A 17,840-nucleotide genomic window follows, 5' to 3' on the forward strand; every position below is an offset into this window, starting at 1 on the left:
CGCAAAACGGACAACCCGTTTCTGATTATAACCTGAATCGTTCTTTTTCTGGGCCAGGTTCAAACAGACCGTTCCAGGGGAACTCCAAAACCCAACGGGCTGATTTTTGATTCCAACGACATTCCCTTGCGCGCGCGCATGAGAATATGCCGCTGTAGTTGGGAGGCGGTCATTACCAGTTGGGCGATTTTTCCGCCCCGTCCTGTCCCTTGAATAACCAGTCCCTGTGCGGGATCGACCAAGGTAACGGCGCGCAATGCTTCGTCCCGTTCCAAGGCCATCAAAATCACTCCTCGTCCCCGGGCTAGTGTTTTTAAATCGTCCAGCGGAAACAACAGGAGGCGCCCCCCTTCGGACAGGGCGGCGACATGGGTTTCCCCTGCCCTTCGACGCAGAGGGAGGAGCGGAGTTTCCCCGTCTTCCAAGGTCAAAAAAGATTTTCCTCCCCGGACACGGGATACCAGATCTTCTTGCGCCACCATGAAGCCGTTCCCTCCAGACCCAGCCACCAAATATTGTTCTCCCGGCAAAGCCACGAAGGCCTGGGCGACTCGCGCGCCCGGTGGAAGATCGATCAAACTGGTGAGCGGAACTCCCTCACCCCGACCTCCGGGAATATCCGCACCCTTGAGGGTATAGACCCGGCCCTGGGTATCCAGAATAAAGAGCGGATGGATGGAACGGGTTTCCTGAACGATCCAGGCTTCATCCCCGGCCTTGTACGAAAACTGAGCACTGTCCAGGTGATGCCCTTGGCGGGCACGAATCCAGCCTTGACGGGACAGGGTGACCGTCATCGGTTCATCCAGCACTGGGGTATCCAGGGACACTGCTGCCTGAGCTTCGATGCGCGTTCTTCGTGCATCTCCATAGGTCGTCAGGTCAGAACGAATTTCCTGTGCAATCAGACGAGCCTGCGCTTCTCTCCCCGACAGAATATGTTGCAACCCTTCCTGCTCGCCACGCAGTTGGGCGATTTCCTGATCGATGCGCACGCCTTCCAGACGAGCCAACTGACGCAGACGGATCTCCAGGATATCTTCGGCTTGTAGCGCACTCAATGGATAGGCCATCATCAAATCCTGCTTGGGATCGTCGGATTCGCGGATTAACCGAATGACCGCATCGATATCCAGCAGAATGCGCTGACGACCTTCCAGGATGTGAAGGCGTCGTTCCACCCGTTCCAGACGGAAACGGGTACGCCGAACCACCGTATGGAAACGGTACTCCAACCATTCCTGAAGAATAGTTTTGAGATCTTTGGGACGGGGGTGCCCATCCCGTCCCAGCATCACCAGATTGAGGGACAGGTTGGTTTCCAGTGGAGTATGCGCCAACAGAAGATTGACGAATGCTTGCGGGTCCTGTCGGCTCGATTTGGGCTCGAAAACCAGACGAACCGAAGCATTTTTGTCTGACTCATCACGCACTAGGTCCAGCGTACTGAGCCACAGGGCTTTGAGTTGGGCCTGCTCGGGAGAAAGCGCTTTCTTACCCTCACGCACCCGGGGGTTGGTCAATTTTTCCACATCTTCCAGCACGGATCGGGTCGATACCCCATGCGGAAGTTCTGTCACCACCACGCGCCATTGTCCCCGTGCCAGCGGTTCGATGTTCCAGCGTGCCCGCATGCGCAAGGTTCCTCGTCCTGTCCGGTAGGCCTCGAGAATATCCTGGGAAGATGAAATGATCTGGCCCCCGCCCGGTAGATCCGGCCCTGGAATCAATGACATCAATTCATCGAGCGTCAACTGCGGATTTTCCAGGAGCACCAATAGGGCTTGAGCCACTTCAGTCAGGTTATGGGAAGGGATTTCCGTCGCCATTCCCACTCCGATCCCTGAAGCCCCGTTCAACAACACCATGGGAAGGCGTGCGGGCAACAGGGTGGGTTCCTGAAAAGATCCGTCATAGTTGGGAACGAAATCCACCGTATCTTCAGTAATTTCTCCCAGCAGTAATTCTGCCAGCGGGGTTAGACGACATTCGGTATAGCGCATGGCCGCCGCCCCGTCACCATCACGGCTACCGAAGTTGCCTTGTCCGTCGATGAGGGGGTATCGTAATGTAAAATCCTGCGCCTGACGAACCAGTGCTTCATAAGCCGCACTGTCGCCATGGGGATGATATTTCCCAATGACATCCCCCACCACACGAGCGGACTTGACGTGCCGTGCCGGACGATACAGCCCCAGTTCGTGCATGGCAAAGAGAATCCGGCGCTGTACTGGCTTCTGGCCATCGGTGACATCCGGCAAAGCCCGTCCCATGACCACACTCATGGCATATTCAAGGTAACTGCGTTCGACGAAGTCCGCCAGGGAAGGAGTCGCTTTTTCCTCGCCAGAGGCGGTGGGAGGGGTATCTGCCACCGGTTCCTCCAATCCGGCAAAGAGATCACCGATCAGGGGAAGTTGATCTGAGGAAGGGAGCATCGCCATCAGATATCCAATGCCAGTGTCACTTCCTGGCGCTCCATCCATTCCCGTCGTGCTGCGGCTTCTCCCTTGCCCATCAAACGATTGAATAACAGGTGTGTGTCTTCCCACTCCCCGTCCTTCAAGGAAAGCGTGAGAATTCGACGGGTTTCCGGATTCATGGTGGTTTCCCACAACTGTTCGGGGTTCATTTCCCCCAACCCTTTGAATCGTCCCACGGTCCAGCCTCCTGAACGTACGCCCTCGGTTTTGAGACGTTCTTCCAACCCCACCAGTTCCGCCTCGTCGAGGGCGTAGAGTTTGCGTGCCGGACGCTTGCCCTGTGCCGAGACATCCAGTCGATACAGGGGAGGATTAGCGACGCAGATATGACCACCGGAAACCAGAGCAGGAAAATGAGTAAAAAACAAGGTCAACAGGAGTACCTTGATATGGCTACCGTCCACATCCGCATCGGCCATGATGATGATCCGGTCATAACGACGTTGAGACAGATCCACCGGATCCCCGCGGGCATGGGGATCGATGCCCAAAGCCACCGCAATGTCATGGATTTCCGTATTGGCAAACAGACGTCCCTGTTCCACTTCGAAACTGTTCAGGACTTTGCCCCGCAGTGGCAGGATGGCCTGGGTCAGTTTATTGCGCGCCATCTTGGCTGACCCCCCAGCGGAGTCCCCTTCCACCAGAAACAACTCCCGTTCGTCGATCCGTTCAGACTCGCAATCCGTCAATTTTCCCGGTAAAACAGCCACCCCACTGCTCTTGCGTTTCTCTATTTTCTGACCAGACTTCATGCGCGCCATGGCCTGACGAATAACCAGATCAGCCAGGGCCTTGCCATGCTCTACATGCTGATTGAGCCAATGTTCAAAGGGATCGCGCACCAGGGTGGACACCAACTTCAAAGCTTCCCGACTGGTCAGTTTATCCTTGGTTTGCCCTTGAAACTGGGGATCCAGCATTTTGATCGACAGGATGAACTGAAGCCGGGCACTGACGTCTTCCAATTGCAAACGCACGCCTCGTGGTAACAAACCATGATGTTCGATGAAAGATTTGAGTGCTTCGAAAAGACCCGTGCGCAGGCCCGCCTCATGGGTCCCGCCCAGCGAAGTGGGAATCAGATTGACAAAGGACTCTCCTTGCAAGGACCGGGTTTCATGCCAGGAGAAAGCCCAGGACGCACCTTCTCCCGGCGCAAAACTATCCCCTTCCTCGACCCCGAAGAATCGCTCGCTCGTAAAAACCGGAATCAGCAAGGGGTCTTCACCCATTCTTTCAGACAAGTACTGTTCCAAACCTCCTGGATAATGCCAGGTTTGTTCGAGGAGACGACCATTCCCTTCCCTCTTGAGCCGTACGCTGACTCCGGGCAACAACACAGCCTTGGAGCGTAGTCCTCGCTCCAGTTCGGTCAAGTTGATCAGGGGTTCGTCAAAGTAACGGGGCTCCGGCCAAACCCGTACGCGGGTTCCGGTATTGCGCATCCCGCAGGTTCCCTGGACCGTCAAGGGGTCGGTGACGAACCCATCACCAAAGGCCATGAAATGAATCTTGCCTTCCCGCTTGACGGTAACCTCAAGACGCCGTGACAGGGCATTGGTGACAGATACGCCGACACCATGCAATCCTCCAGAAAAGGCGTAAGCGCCCTGTCCCGATTTCTTGTCGAATTTTCCTCCTGCATGCAATCGTGTAAACACCAACTGCACCGTGGGTTCCCCCTCCTCAGGGTGGATTCCGCAGGGAATACCGCGACCGTCATCTTCGACACTGACGGAATCGTCCTCATGGAGAGTCACTTCGATTTTACGGGCATATCCTCCCAAGGCCTCATCCGCCGCATTGTCGATGACCTCCTGAATAATATGAGTGGGGTCTTGAGTCCGGGTGTACATCCCAGGACGTTCCTTGACGGGCTCCAACCCCTTGAGTACGCGTATGCTTCCGTCCCCGTACTGACTATTGTTCGATGGTGCCAGATCCTGAATCATTACGGTCAATTACACCCAAGCAGGCAAATGAAGGTAGTATAACCCCGTAATCATCGCATGAATTTCCATGGTGTGCCAATCCGAATCACTCATGACTGTTTCGCCTCCTCCTCATCACTGGCCCCTCATCATCATAGGTACGGGCTTTGCCGGTCTGTCCATCGCCCTCCACCGCATGAAGGCCGGGCAGGAAGACTTCATCGTGTTGGAGCAGGCCCAATCCCCTGGCGGAACCTGGCGGGACAACCGTTACCCTGGGTGCGCCTGCGATGTCCCCTCTCATCTGTACTCTCTCTCCTGTGCCCCGCCTTGGGACTGGCAACGCAAATATGCAGAAGCACCGGAGATTGAAGCGTATCTGGCCCATCTGGCGCACTCATTGGGCTCCCGAATACGCTATCAGGCACAGGTTAAATCTGCCGCATGGCAGGCACAGAAGCAACTTTGGCAAGTCGAACTCAACGATGGCAGTCGATTGACTTGCCGCTTCCTGGTGGCAGGAGTCGGGCCTTTGAGCGAACCGGCCTGGCCTGATTTGCCGGGTTTGAAAAATTTTACCGGGCCGCTTCTGCATACCGCCCGCTGGCCCAAGGATCAAACTCTGAAAGGACAGCGGGTCGGTCTGATCGGCACCGGCGCATCTGCCATCCAGGTGGGGCCGGCATTGGCGCAGGAGGTCGCGCAGTTGATCATTTTTCAGCGCACGGCACCCTGGGTCGTGGATCGCAAGGATCATTCCTATGCCACGGGAACCCGCAGGCTTCTCCAAAGGTTACCTTTTCTACGCCAGACGTACCGCGCCTGGCTCTACCTCACCCGCGAACTCAAAGGATTGGCTTTTCTCTGGCCAGGTCTGATGCACAGGATCGAGGGGGGGGTACGACGAAATCTGGCTCACAAAGTCGCCAATCCCCAGTTGCGCCAGAAAATCATGCCCACAACCCCCTTGGGGTGCAAACGCATCCTGCTCTCTGATACCTGGTGGTCTACTCTGGAACTTCCCCATGTCACCCTCGAAACCGATCCCATTCATCATATCGAGGCCGCCCATCTGGTGACTGAAACCGGTGCCCGCCACGCCCTGGACGTGCTGGTGCTGGCCACGGGATTCCGTTATCAGGACAACCCCATGGCCCGTCTTTTTAAAGGAGAAAACGGCCTCACTCTGGAAGAGTTCTGGAAAAAGCAACGGAGTGCCTATCTGGGGATGATGATGCCTTCGTTCCCCAATTTTTTTCTGCTGACGGGTCCCTTCACCGGATTGGGGCATAATTCCATCGTTTTCATGATCGAGTGTCAAACGCGCTGGATTCAGGCGGCCCTGGCTCATGTCACAACACAGAGAAAAAATGAGTTCAGGGTACGTGCGCAGGTTTATGAGGCCTTTGCGAAAGAAATGAACCAGCGTTCGAAAAAGACGCTCTGGATGCAGGGGTGCCAAAGTTGGTATCTGGACCCTGCGGGACGCAATACCGCGCTCTGGCCGGGATTTTCCCTGAGTTACTGGTGGCGTACTCGCCATTTCAACGCAAAGGACTTTGAATATGCATAGTCTCCCTCACCTGATCCGGATGGGCCTGTGTGGACTTGGTTTGGTTTTGATTCCACTTTTCGTATATCCGGATGAAATCGCCATCGTCAATGACTTTCCTTCCCGGCCCGCACTCAGAATAGGTCAGGAATATCAGAACCGTTACCCCATGCCGGCTCTGCGCAGTGGGTTCTTTCAATGGTTGCTCACCCACTGGTGGCGCGAACTGGATCATGCCTCCGATCACCCTCCTCAACCGGTGCAAGTCAATCTCCAGGCGCTGACCCATCCCGGACTGGCTCCGCAAGTCACCTGGATTGGCCATTCAACCCTCCTACTTCAGGTGGATGGGCTAAATATCCTGTTTGATCCCATCTTTTCCAACTACGCCAGTCCTCTCCCTCCTTTAGGTCCCAGACGTTACCAGCCCCCTGGAGTTTCCTTGGCTGATTTGCCCCATATCGACGTGGTGATGGTTTCCCATAACCATTATGATCATCTGGATTTACCCAGTATGCGTGCCTTGGCCCGTCAGCGCGGCGGCCCTCCCCGGTTCCTGCTGCCCTTGGGCAATCGATCCTGGTTCCTCGACAATGTGCCAATCCCTGGGGCAGACCCGGGTTCACAGGTACTGGAGTTGAACTGGGACCAACACGTCACCCTACCGGGACGACAGGGCCCCGTCGAGTTTCATTTCGATGCCGTACAACATTGGGCTACCCGCAGTCTATTCGACAAGGATGAGACTTTATGGGGCAGTTGGGCCGTATTATTCCCCCACTTCCGTTTTTGGTTTTCCGGTGATCTGGGACATTCCGAGGATACCCATGATATCGGGGTCAAGTACGGTTATTTCGATTTGGCGGCCATTTCCATCGGTGCTTATCAACCGCATTGGTACCTGCGCCCATTTCATGTGAATCCGGCCGAAGCCGTCAAAGTTTTCTCCGACATTCATGCTCAGCGCGCGTTCGGAATCCATTGGGGGACCTTCCCTTTGAGCGATGAAAATCCAGATCAGCCTCCCCAGGACCTCGATAAAGCCCTGAAACAGGCAAGCATCCCCCGTGCCAACTTCACGGTTCTTCCTCTGGGACAAATCACGACGTATTCTCTCCCCCTGCTCTCTTTGACTGCACCGAGGACTCCATGACACGCCCTTCACTCCCGGAAGAATGGAAAACAGTCGCTCAGGACATTGCCCGTGCCTGGATCGATCAACTCTGTCTGCCCGTTCCAGCACATGGCCCCACCAACATCGCAACTGCCTATCAATTGCAGGAGGCCATTCTGAACCATCTGAAGGAACCCATCGGGGCCTGGAAAGTGGGGATCAACCCCGATGGAGGAGTGTGGGGCTCACCCCTGCCCTGCACAGCGCTTAAAACCTCACATTCTCTTTTATCTTTTCCTCCTGGGGCTATCCGGGGCCTGGAGGTGGAACTGGCCTTCCGTCTCTCGCCAAAAGTTCTCGAAGAGAAAAAACCTATGTCTGAAGAAACGTTTTTGCATGAAGGTATCCTTGAAATGGCTTGTGCCATTGAAGTGGTTTCCAGTCGTTTTCTGGGTTGGCCCCATATTCCTGAATTTTGGAAACTGTCAGACCTGCAGAACCATGGCGCGCTTTTGCTGGGTTCGCCTGCACCTTATGACCCAGATTTCCCCTATCTGACCCCGCCCGTCTCTCTTCAGGTAGGAGGCAACGAACAGGCCAAATTCCCTTCCGGCAACCCTGCCGGGGACCCGCGCACCCTTCTCCAACCCTTTCTTCAACAATGTCGCGAACGAGGCATCCCCATGGAACCTCATCACTGGATTACCACGGGGAGTTATTCGGGAGTTTATTTTATCAAGAATTCCGAATGTATTCAGGCAACTCTGGGCGATCTTGGCCCATTGACCGCCACTTTGTTGTCGTCATCCCGAGAGTCGGCTACAATGGACAAGTCTGCTTGAAATAGACAAGCCAGTTTGAAAGGAGAGTGTCATGAAACCATGGATTCGTACCGTGATCGTTAATGTCTGTTCCCTTACCTTGCTGGGGGGGAGTCTGGTGGCCCATGCCGAACTCATTCCCAGCACCCAACTCAACCCGGCTCCCTCGCCCAGTGCAACCCCCGATGCAAATCGCCCGCTGACACCCGATGAAGACCGTCAAGCCGTACAACACTTTGTAGACCGCGCTGAAGTACAGAAAAAGATTCAAGAATTAGGTCTGGGTTCTATCATTACAGCTCAGCGTCTCTCTCTGCTCAGCGACAGTGAAGCGCGGAATCTGGCCAATAAAATTCGGGAAATGCCGGCGGGAGGAAGTTTCTCCAGTTTGACCACCACGGACATCATCATCATCTTGTTGGTCGCAATCCTGCTCGTTCTGATTGTTTGAATCGTTACAGCGCTGGCGTCTCCCTTCGGGTGCTTGGGCAGCGCTGATCCTCCTGTTGGCTGGATGCGCATCCCATCCGACCCTTCCTGAATTGCCTGAGGCACTCCCCTCCACGGTCATACTCGCCCGGGTACCCTTTTTTCCGGATGACAAGGATTGGTGCGGACCTGCCGCATTGGCCAGTAGCCTCTCCTGGGCAGGACAACCGGTTTCTCCCCAGGAACTGGTTCCCCATGTGTACTCTCCCGCTTTGCACGGTTCTCTGCCCTTGGACCTGATCGGGGCAACTCGCCAGCAGGGCCTCATCCCTTTTCTTCTGACACCCAGTCTTTCTGCGCTGTTGATAGAAGTCGCCCATGACCATCCGGTGTTGATCTTGCAGAAGATCGGATTACTGGAAGGGAGTTGGCACTATGCAGTGGTCATCGGATATGACCTACCCACCCAAACCCTATGGCTTCATTCCGGAACAAAGGAACGTCTATCGGAGACCTTTGCTGAATTTGAGAAATCCTGGCGCCCTGGAGGAAATTGGGCTCTGGTTATTACCGCTGCGGGCACGGTGCCTGCCAGTGCCACGGAAAATACCTATCTGACACAGATTGTGCCCCTGGAAAATTTTGCTCCCAATCTGGCTGCACAGGGGTATCACAACGCCCTGACACGCTGGCCGGAAAGTTACCGCGCCTGGATGGGATTGGGTGCCCTGGCTTTTCAGGCCCATCGTTACCCGGAAGCGCTGGTAGATTACCAGGAAGTCACTCGGGCACACCCCTTGGAAGGCGATGCTTTTAATAATCTGGCGGAAACCTGGCGCGCACTGGGAAACCTTCCGGCTGCCCGTGAAGCGATCACCAAGGCTCTGTCACTGGGCGATGTTCATCGCTCTCTCTATGAAAAAACCCTTAAGGAAATCAACGAGACGCAGGAAAAATAAGGCGAAGAAAGAGGTGGAGGCGCGAGCCGGAGTCGAACCGACCTACATGGATTTGCAATCCAGTGCATAACCGCTTTGCTATCGCGCCTGGGGAAAGAATGAAAATGGAGCGGGAGACGAGTCTCGAACTCGCGACCTCAACCTTGGCAAGGTTGCGCTCTACCAACTGAGCTACTCCCGCGAAAGATCAACATTCTAACCATCTCTTGAGTTGGCGTCAAATCCCCTTTCATATTTAGTGATCTCACCACTGGCCAATAGTGGTACATTACCCATGGGGCTTGGCGTGTGGCCCTCTTATGACATCATGATTTGGAGGATCCATGTTTTTTTCTAATAAAAAGAAGGATGATGCGTGGCACAAGGAACGTCGTGGGCTAGAGCAACAGTTGGAGCAAGAACAGTCCGAAGTGGAACGTTTGCAAGGATTACTGGAGGACAAGGAACGTCAGTTGCAATCAAAAGTTCAGGAGTTGGCGCTCAAACAGTCCTTGCTCCATCATCTGGACAGTTTCGGACATTCCATCACGGATGTTCAAACCAGTTTTGCGGGATTGTCCGAATCCATGCGGCGCGAGGAAGAACAAGCGATCAAGGCCCAAGGTGTCTCGATCACCAGTCGTACCGCCGTGGAAAGAATTTCCACTAATTTGGTCGCACTGTCCTCGGCTTCTCAGAAAACAGCCGAACAGGTGGATCGTCTCGATGGACGAGCCCAGGAAATCATCCGGATCATTCAGTTGATCAAGGAAGTGGCTGACCAAACCAATCTGCTGGCCTTGAATGCGGCCATCGAGGCTGCCCGCGCTGGCGAACAGGGACGTGGATTTGCAGTGGTTGCCGATGAGGTGCGCAAACTGGCAGAGCGGACGGCTAACGCCACCGGAGAAATTTCTCGTCTGGTAGAACAGATTCGTTCCGACAGTTCCATCAGCCGCACCCAAATGACCCAGTTAGCCCAACAATCCGTGGACTACAGTCATGAAGGTCAAGAAACCGCCACTACCATGCGTTCTGTTCTGGATATCTCCAGCAGCATGGAGAAAGCCATTGCTGCAACAGCCCTGCGCGCCTTTTGTGAACTGGCCAAGATCGACCACCTGGTCTTCAAGTTTCACGTTTATCGGGTCTTGCTTGGGATTTCTCATGAAAAGTCCCACCAGTTTTCCAACCATACCCAATGCCGTCTGGGCAAATGGTATTACGAAGGGGAAGGACGGGCAAATTTCTCAAAATTTCCAGGCTACAGTGAAATCGATGCACCTCATGTTCAGGTACACGAGCATGCTCTTCGTGCTCTGACTGCTCATGAAGGAGGTCAGCATGCCTTGGTGGCCAATCATGTGGAAAAGATGGAGAGCGCCAGTCTGGGGGTTATGACCGGACTGGAAAAGATGGCGGCCAGCAGTGAGGCTCACAGCGACATTCTTTGCGCCACTCAGGAACAATAAGCATGCTTCAAGTGCGGGTGGCTGCTCCCGCCTTGATCGCCATTTGGAGATAGTAGGCCATGGAGATCAAGGTTAGTGCGGAAGCCACCCAAAGAGCGAAGGAACCAATCCAGTGACAGGGAATGAAGCCGAACAGGGGATGGTCGTACAGTAGAAAAGGGATTGCCACCATCTGTGCAGCAGTTTTCACTTTACCCAAAGTAGAAACAGCGACATTGGCACTCTTGCCGAGATGAGCCATCCATTCGCGCAAGGCTGAAATGGTGATTTCCCGACCGATAATGATGAGAGCCAGAACCGAGGGGGCGCGTTGCAGGTCTACGAGAACGATCAGGGCGGCCATGACCATCAATTTATCTACCACAGGATCGAGAAAAGCTCCAAATGCAGTGGTCTGGTTAAGGCGACGCGCCAGGTAACCATCGAAAGCATCGGTCAAAGCGGCGAGCACGAAGAGAGCAGCCGCAGCCAGTCCAGAGTAAGGAACCGCTAGCCAATGATCCGGAAAATAGGATACGCCCACGAACAATGGGATCAGTAGCAGGCGCAATAGCGTGAGCAGATTGGGAATGGTCATCAACATGATGTGCTCATTCTACCCATTCCTGTCCGGTGCGCCATGTAAAGTCACATATATTTTACGGGCCAGAGCGTCTCCAATGCCAGAAACTGCCGCCATATCTGCTTCACTGGCCCGTTCCACTCCCCTCAACCCCCCAAATTGCTGCAATAAGAGATGTCGGCGTTTATCTCCTATGCCCGGAATATCCTGCAACAATGAATGTTCCTGGCGTTTTTGACGGCGCTGACGATGTCCAGAGACGGCAAAACGATGCGCTTCATCCCGAATCGCCTGAATCAAATGAAAACCAAGATTTTCCGGAGCCAGATGTCGTTCGGTAGCATGACCTTGTATCCACAGAGTCTCTGCGCCAACCTTTCGGGCGGGTCCCTTGGCAATGCTTAATACGGGGATCTGCAGGTCTAGGATCCGCAATACCTCAGTGGCCACGGCGAGTTGCCCTTTACCACCATCGATCAGAAGAAGATCAGGGAGTGGAAGCGATTCCCCCCGATCTCGATAGCGTCGTTCCAGAGCGACTCGCATGGCGCCATAATCATCTCCGGGAGTGATGCCATCGATGTGATATTGGCGATAGGATTGCTTGTGGGGGCGGCCCTGCTGGAAAACCACACAGGAAGCCACCGTTGCCTCGCCTTGCGTATGACTGATATCGAAACATTCCATGCGCATGGGTAGAGCGTCCAGTTCCAACACTTGCTGTAGTGTCTGCAAGCGTTGTTCTTCGTGCAGACGCTGCGATTGGTGCTGAGCCCAGGCCTGTTGCGCATTGGTCAGCGCTCCCTCCAACCAGACACGACGCATTCCACGGGGAGCCTGGACCCACGAAATACGCCGCCCAATTCTTTCGCTCATCCACTGCAGCAATTCGGAAGAAGGCACAGGATGATTTGAAATGATCTGGGCAGGGGGAGGATATTCTCCATAATGTTGAGTCAAAAAAGCTTCCATCACCTGGGCAACCGTGGCGGTCTCGGCATGATCGGGAAACAGATTTCGGTCGCCGATATGGCGTCCTTGGCGAATCATGGTCAAATTCAGAACGAATTCCTGCTCTTGGCATACCAGGGCTAATATATCCACATCTCGTGCCACCCCTGTGGAAACGGTTTGCTGGGTGAGCACCTGTTGAATGAGGGAAATGCGATCACGCAAAAGTGCTGCATTCTCGAAATTCAATGCCTGGGCCTCTTGATTCATGCGGTCTCGCAGGTCATTCAAAATCCTCTGCTCCTTTCCCTTGAGAAAATCTTCGGTTTGCTGAATGGCCAGAGCGTACTCGGCGGCTCCGATCAATCCGACGCAAGGCGCAGAACATCGCTTGATTTGATACTCGAGACAAGGGCGGGTTCTATTCTTGAAAGTGCTTTCATCACAAGTTCTTAAAAGAAATAGCTTCTGCAAAAACTGAAGTGCAGAGCGAGCCGCCCAGATATTGGGATAGGGACCGTAGTAATGATGGGGAGGATGCAGTTTTCCGCGATACCAGGAAAGCCGGGGAAATTCATGAGAACTCAACTGAAGGTACGGGTAGGTTTTGTCATCCCGAAAAACGATGTTGAAGCGGGGCCGATAAGTCTTGATCAAATTGCTTTCCAGCAAGAGAGCCTCGGTTTCAGAGGTCACGAGGGTCACTTCGATGGTGGCAATCAGAGAAACCAGTAAACGAATGCGCGGATTTTCCGATTCCCGTTGAAAATAGGAATCCACGCGCCGCTTTAATTGGCGCGCCTTACCGACATAAAGCAATTTTCCCTGGTGGTCGAAATAGCGATAGACCCCGGGTTGATTGGGGAGCGTGGCTCGGTAGTCGGCCAGAGAGCCTGGTTTGGTCATGCAGGACGGCGCAATTCCGGTTGCAGTGTAATCTGCTCGATGCCGTGCTGATGGATCAGGCGGGCTCGTAAAAGAGTCAATAATTCCGGCCAGTTGGTCAGCGCCTCCACCTCCAGATGCGCCGAAAGTGCCATCATCCCAGAAGTCAATGTCCAGATGTGCAGATCATGGACTGCAATGACCCCGGGTGTGTGCGCCAGTTGTTCACCGACCTCATGCAACGAAACAGTTTTGGGTACCCCTTCCATGAGTACGTGCACTGATTCAGACAGAATCTGAAATGTGGAGTTAAGCATCAGACCGGCAACCACCAGGGATAGAATGGGATCGATGGGCATCCACCCTGTTTGCCAGATGATGAACCCCGCAATCAGGGCTGCCAAAGAGCCCAGAAAATCCCCCAACACATGGATCAGCAATGCTCGAGTATTGAGCCCTTTTTCCATGCGTGACAACATCCAGCCATTGAGGGTATTCAAAATCATCCCCAGCACGGCCACCCCCATCACGGGAAAGGGATGAACGGGGGAAGGATGGGTGATGCGTTCAAAAGCTTCTACCGAAATGATGCCGATCACGCCCAGCAGCAATAACCCATTCAGAGCCGCAGCGATGATTTCTGCCCGTTGCAAACCATAACTGTGACGTTGGGTGGGGGGTCGTTTACCGATCCAGACCGCCAGAGTTCCCAAGCCTAGTGACAGTGCATCGGAAACCATGTGGCCCGCATCGGAAAGCAACGCCAGGGAACCCGACCACCATCCTGTGAAAGCCTCTACCAAGGCAAAGGCAACCGTCAGAATCAGTGCAACCAACATGGCTCTAGTCGTGGCTGGACGAGCTCCATGATGAACATGGTCCGCAGGATCGTGATGCTGGTGCGCCTGCTGCGTTCCTCTCTTCGTGTGACTCCGGTGTCCTGATCCCGGCCCATGGGAATGGGAATGATGGCCCAACCCCATGTTATTCTTCCATGCCCTGAAGACGCCGGTGCGCCTCATGATAGTCTCGCTCCCGTTGGAAAAGTGGCGCATCGGAGGTAGCGCGCATTTTCATCCAGCGCTGTGCAAGTTGCGGCGAAAAAGAAATTCTTTCCAAACTTTCAAGCACTTGTTCAGAAGCTGATACATCATTGCACACCAGAACGGCATCGCAACCCGCATCCAAGGCCAGGTGGGTACGTTCCTCCGCCCCTCCTCCCCAGGTAACGGCACCACCCATGGTGAGATCATCGCTAAGGATCATGCCTTCGAATCCCCAGCGTTGGCGTAACAGTGTCTGCAACCAGAAGGGGGAAAAGCCGGCGGGTTCCGGTGCAATGGCAGAATACAGAACATGCGCCGGCATGAGTGCCCCCACTCCCGCACAGTCCAGTAGCGCCCGGAATGGAATGAGATCGGCGGATTCCAGTTCGTCCCAGGTGCGTTCATCCACAGGCAAACCGAGGTGGGAGTCCACAGTCACGTGACCATGACCAGGAAAATGTTTGACCACGGCACTCATACCCTGCCCACGCAATCCCCGTACCAAAGCTCGAGCCAAGGCGCAAACGCGCGTTGGCTCACGGTGCAATGAACGATTTCCAATCACTGCACTGCGTCCATAATCGAGATCAAGAACCGGCGTAAAGGAAAAGTCGACCCCCAATTGGGTCAGTTCCCAGGCCAGGACCGTTCCACAATCGGTGGCCCATCCTTCGGCCCGCGCGGGATCCTGCTCATGGAGAGCACCCACGCTTCCCATGGCCGGGATCGCCGTCATCTCTGAGCGAAACCGTTGCACCCTGCCTCCCTCATGGTCCACCGCCACCAGCAATTCGGGACGCACGGCGCGCAGGGAACGGATCAAATGGGTAACCTGTGCCGAATTCTCATAATTACGCGAAAAAAGGATGATTCCCCCAGTTGCAGGATGACGCAATAGATCCTTTTCTTCGGGCCGAAGTTCTAGCCCGGCAACATCCAGCATCACAGGTCCCAGATTCATGTTCCCTCCAGCACCACGCAGGCAAATGCATGAGATTTTTCATCCGTGATGGAAAGCCAGGTTCGGGTAATACCTCTAGCCTGCAACCAGACTCCGAGCGGTTCCTCAAAAACCAGTTGGGGTGCGCCCAACGCATTGTGGGCTGTTCCAATGGACCGCCACAGCACCGGCGCGCGCATGCCCGTTCCAACCGCCTTGGAAAAGGCTTCTTTGGCGGCAAAACGTTTGGCAAGGAAGCGTTCCGGGGCGGCTTGCCGAGAAAACTCTGTCTGTTCCTCCGGTGTCAGAAGGTACTTCAGAAAGCGTTCGCCATGACGCTTCCATACCCCGTCGATCCGCTCCAGGGAAACCAGATCTACCCCCATGCCCAGTATCATGCCGTAGCCCCAAGAATGAGGGCTTTCATTTCACGCACTGCGCTTTCCCATCCTACAAAAAGTGCATGGGCCACAATGGCATGACCTATATTGAGTTCACGAATCAAGGGTAACGCTGCCACCGGTCGGGTATTGTGGTAGTTCAGTCCATGCCCGGCATTGACCCTCAGACCCAGACGGGTGCCCAGTTCGGTAGCATTGCGAATCCGTTCCAACTCCTTTTGTATCTCTTCTTCTCCATCCATTTCGGCATACTGCCCGGTGTGCAACTCCACCACCGGAGCGCCTGCAGCCCGTGCCGCTTCCAGTTGATCCCGATCCGCATTGATGAACAGGGAAACACGCACCCCTGCGGCCGCCAAAACCGTACAGGCATGGCGTACCCGTTCAAACTGCTGAACCACGTCCAATCCCCCTTCCGTGGTCAATTCCTGACGTCGTTCCGGTACAAGACAGGCGTCATGGGGACGGATGCGCGTCGCGATGGCCAGCATTTCATCGGTCACTGCCATTTCCAGATTCATCCGAATGGTCAACACCTCCCGCAGAATTTCCAGATCACGGTCCTGAATGTGACGTCGATCCTCACGCAGGTGCAGAGTAATGGCATCAGCACCGGCATATTCGGCCAGCAATGCGGCTCGTACCGGACTGGGATAACGGGTGCCACGAGCCTGACGAAGCGTGGCAATATGATCGATATTTACGCCCAGTTGGATCATAACGTGGGAATCTCCTGAAGAATACGACGGGTATGCAATTCTTGCCCTCCCAAATGAACCTGGAGCAACCAGCGCATGACCCGCTTACATTCCTGGGCGGAACGTGGGTCCCCATAGTTACCTTTGGCCATGTCCAGCAGGGTCTTGCCGTGGCATTGTACTGCATTCTCCTGGCCCGGTCCGAGCCGGACGACTGCACCATCCCGATCCAAACCATAAAGAACTTCAGCAACCACGGGCAGGTTTGTCAGAGATTCCCGATCCAGAACGGGGGCAACCCCCAGACTTTGCAATAATTCATACTCAAATGTCCGCAAAATGGGTTCCTGTGTCGGCTCCAGCGCCAAACGGAACAATGCCCGTCCGTAGGACTCGAACAGAAGTTCCTGATTATCCTCCGGAACCACCATACGAAAAAGCAATTCATTGAGATAAAATCCACAAAATAATGCCCGTCCCTGCAATAAAGGTTGTCCCCCTTGCCATTCAGCACTTTTCAGAATGCGCAGTCCTTCCTGGCCGTACCATACCAGATGAAGGGGTTGGAAGGGTTGCAATACCCCGCGCAGGGCAGCACGGGGGCGTCGGACGCCCTTGGCTACCAGAGAAATTCGTCCGTTGTGCGGGGTAAGAACCTCCACCACCAGACTGGTTTCGCGCCAAGGAGTGGTATGGAGAACGAAGCCCTGATCTTCGTGGGTCGTCCCGCGTTTTTCAGAAGTCATGACCCAGTTGTTTGAGCAAGGTTCCATCTTCAGCCCAACCGCTCTTGACCTTGACCCACAAACCGAGATAAACCTTCGATTCCAGAAATTTTTCGATTTGCAGACGGGCAGCAGTGCCGATGGCCTTGAGACGACTGCCCTGCTGACCGATGAGGATGGCTTTTTGGCCCGGATTATCCACCAACAGCGTGGCTTCAATTCGAATCAAACGCTCTTCCTGAACATATCGATCGATCATCACTGCCGTGGCATAGGGTAATTCGTCTCCCAGTTGGCGAAAAAGTTGTTCTCTAATGAATTCCCCTACAAAAAAGCGTTCCGTTCTATCACTAACCTGATCCGGTTCATATTGGAGAGGGCCTTCTGGCAGATGTTGGCCGAGATACCGGACCAGAGGGTCCAGGCAGGAACGCTGCAAGGCACTGACCGGGAAAATGGCAGAAAACCGTGTTTCTTCCTGTCTTGCCTGCAAATAGGGAATCATCCGCTCTGAAGAAGCAACCCGATCCACCTTGTTGATTACCAGCAAGGGACGTATCCCTGCAGGAATCTGCAGCAGAATGGCTTGATCCGCAGGAGTCCAGCGCAGTGCTTCCACCACCATGACCACCTGATCCACGGTTCCCAGCGCATCAGTCACACTTCGATTCATGGAACGGTACAGCATTCCTCCATACTGCTGCTGAAAACCAGGGGTATCCACAAAGATCATCTGGACTTCTGGCATGGTCAGGATTCCTTGGACCTGAACACGCGTGGTCTGTGCCCGGCGCGAAGTAATGCTCAGCTTCTGCCCCACTAATTGATTGAGAAGCGTGGATTTACCCACATTAGGACGCCCTACCAGGGCAATGCGACCGACACGCAT

Annotated in this window: 16 protein-coding genes, 2 tRNA genes and 1 pseudogene; 7 read left to right on the plus strand and 12 right to left on the minus strand. The window is 54.5% G+C overall.

Annotation, left to right across the window (positions count from 1 at the left end; all coding sequences use genetic code 11):
• Window positions 1-59 precede the first annotated feature (59 nt).
• Together parC and IV91_RS0103705 are read right to left on the minus strand one after the other, a co-directional pair.
• Window positions 60-2,444 (minus strand): DNA topoisomerase IV subunit A, encoded by a 2,385-nt coding sequence (gene parC, locus IV91_RS0103700; RefSeq protein WP_200874319.1) that lies wholly within the window; start codon window positions 2,442-2,444, stop codon window positions 60-62.
• Complete coding sequence (locus IV91_RS0103705; RefSeq protein WP_197456331.1) at window positions 2,444-4,438, minus strand: DNA topoisomerase IV subunit B; 1,995 nt, start codon at window positions 4,436-4,438, stop codon at window positions 2,444-2,446. Before IV91_RS0103705 ends, parC begins: the two co-directional genes overlap by 1 nt.
• Before the next feature lie 91 nt (window positions 4,439-4,529).
• On the opposite strand from IV91_RS0103705, the gene IV91_RS0103710 reads away from it, so the two are divergent.
• From IV91_RS0103710 to IV91_RS0103730, 5 genes are read left to right on the plus strand one after another with little or no spacing between them, the layout of a single operon-like run.
• The gene (locus IV91_RS0103710) at window positions 4,530-5,990 is read left to right on the plus strand and encodes a flavin-containing monooxygenase (protein ID WP_031596105.1); all 1,461 of its coding nucleotides are present in this window, start codon (window positions 4,530-4,532) and stop codon (window positions 5,988-5,990) included.
• On the plus strand, window positions 5,983-7,122 hold the full coding sequence (locus IV91_RS0103715) for an MBL fold metallo-hydrolase (RefSeq protein ID WP_051862001.1): 1,140 nt from the start codon (window positions 5,983-5,985) through the stop codon (window positions 7,120-7,122). The genes IV91_RS0103710 and IV91_RS0103715 overlap by 8 nt, the downstream gene beginning before the upstream one ends.
• Complete coding sequence (locus IV91_RS0103720; protein WP_051862003.1) at window positions 7,119-7,925, plus strand: hypothetical protein; 807 nt, start codon at window positions 7,119-7,121, stop codon at window positions 7,923-7,925. The genes IV91_RS0103715 and IV91_RS0103720 overlap by 4 nt, the downstream gene beginning before the upstream one ends.
• Window positions 7,926-7,956: 31 nt before the next feature.
• Window positions 7,957-8,355: a PA2779 family protein gene (locus tag IV91_RS16660; RefSeq protein ID WP_051862006.1), complete on the plus strand. Its 399-nt coding sequence runs from the start codon at window positions 7,957-7,959 to the stop codon at window positions 8,353-8,355.
• Entirely contained in the window at window positions 8,348-9,292 is a 945-nt protein-coding gene (locus IV91_RS0103730; RefSeq protein WP_051862007.1) for a PA2778 family cysteine peptidase, read from the plus strand. The genes IV91_RS16660 and IV91_RS0103730 overlap by 8 nt, the downstream gene beginning before the upstream one ends.
• Window positions 9,293-9,306: 14 nt before the next feature.
• Here the strand turns inward: IV91_RS0103730 and IV91_RS0103735 are convergent.
• A tRNA-Cys gene (locus IV91_RS0103735) sits at window positions 9,307-9,380 on the minus strand.
• Between the two features lie 17 nt (window positions 9,381-9,397).
• Window positions 9,398-9,473, minus strand: a tRNA-Gly gene (locus IV91_RS0103740).
• 385 nt (window positions 9,474-9,858) lie between these two features.
• Between IV91_RS0103740 and IV91_RS19645 the strand changes: the two are divergent.
• Window positions 9,859-10,284, plus strand: a pseudogene (locus tag IV91_RS19645) (methyl-accepting chemotaxis protein); the annotation flags it as partial.
• A gap of 45 nt (window positions 10,285-10,329) precedes the next feature.
• Window positions 10,330-10,743 carry a CZB domain-containing protein gene (locus IV91_RS19650; protein WP_227509444.1) on the plus strand — a complete coding sequence of 138 codons (414 nt, stop codon included), beginning with the start codon at window positions 10,330-10,332 and terminating at the stop codon, window positions 10,741-10,743.
• Window positions 10,744-10,750: 7 nt separating this feature from the next.
• Here the strand turns inward: IV91_RS19650 and pgsA are convergent, their stop codons facing one another.
• Genes pgsA through era form a run of 8 tightly spaced genes read right to left on the minus strand, consistent with a single transcriptional unit; the run spans window position 10,751 to window position 17,840 of the window.
• Complete coding sequence (gene pgsA / locus IV91_RS0103750; RefSeq protein ID WP_031596117.1) at window positions 10,751-11,326, minus strand: CDP-diacylglycerol--glycerol-3-phosphate 3-phosphatidyltransferase; 576 nt, start codon at window positions 11,324-11,326, stop codon at window positions 10,751-10,753.
• A gap of 12 nt (window positions 11,327-11,338) precedes the next feature.
• Window positions 11,339-13,162: an excinuclease ABC subunit UvrC gene (gene uvrC / locus IV91_RS0103755; RefSeq protein WP_031596119.1), complete on the minus strand. Its 1,824-nt coding sequence runs from the start codon at window positions 13,160-13,162 to the stop codon at window positions 11,339-11,341.
• Entirely contained in the window at window positions 13,159-14,163 is a 1,005-nt protein-coding gene (locus tag IV91_RS0103760) for a cation diffusion facilitator family transporter (protein WP_160171520.1), read from the minus strand. The genes uvrC and IV91_RS0103760 overlap by 4 nt, the downstream gene beginning before the upstream one ends.
• Complete coding sequence (nagZ, locus tag IV91_RS0103765) at window positions 14,126-15,148, minus strand: beta-N-acetylhexosaminidase (protein ID WP_051862013.1); 1,023 nt, start codon at window positions 15,146-15,148, stop codon at window positions 14,126-14,128. Before nagZ ends, IV91_RS0103760 begins: the two co-directional genes overlap by 38 nt.
• On the minus strand, window positions 15,145-15,525 hold the full coding sequence (gene acpS, locus IV91_RS0103770; RefSeq protein ID WP_031596123.1) for a holo-ACP synthase: 381 nt from the start codon (window positions 15,523-15,525) through the stop codon (window positions 15,145-15,147). The genes nagZ and acpS overlap by 4 nt, the downstream gene beginning before the upstream one ends.
• The gene (gene pdxJ / locus IV91_RS0103775) at window positions 15,522-16,247 is read right to left on the minus strand and encodes a pyridoxine 5'-phosphate synthase (protein WP_031596124.1); all 726 of its coding nucleotides are present in this window, start codon (window positions 16,245-16,247) and stop codon (window positions 15,522-15,524) included. The genes acpS and pdxJ overlap by 4 nt, the downstream gene beginning before the upstream one ends.
• A complete protein-coding gene (gene recO / locus IV91_RS0103780) occupies window positions 16,244-16,972 on the minus strand; it encodes a DNA repair protein RecO (protein WP_031596125.1) in 729 nt (242 codons plus the stop codon). Before recO ends, pdxJ begins: the two co-directional genes overlap by 4 nt.
• Window positions 16,962-17,840, minus strand: coding sequence for a GTPase Era (gene era / locus IV91_RS0103785; RefSeq protein ID WP_031596126.1), 879 nt, complete (start codon window positions 17,838-17,840; stop codon window positions 16,962-16,964). Before era ends, recO begins: the two co-directional genes overlap by 11 nt.

The sequence above is a fragment of the Ferrovum myxofaciens genome (assembly GCF_000735045.1).
Lineage (GTDB): Bacteria > Pseudomonadota > Gammaproteobacteria > Burkholderiales > Ferrovaceae > Ferrovum > Ferrovum myxofaciens.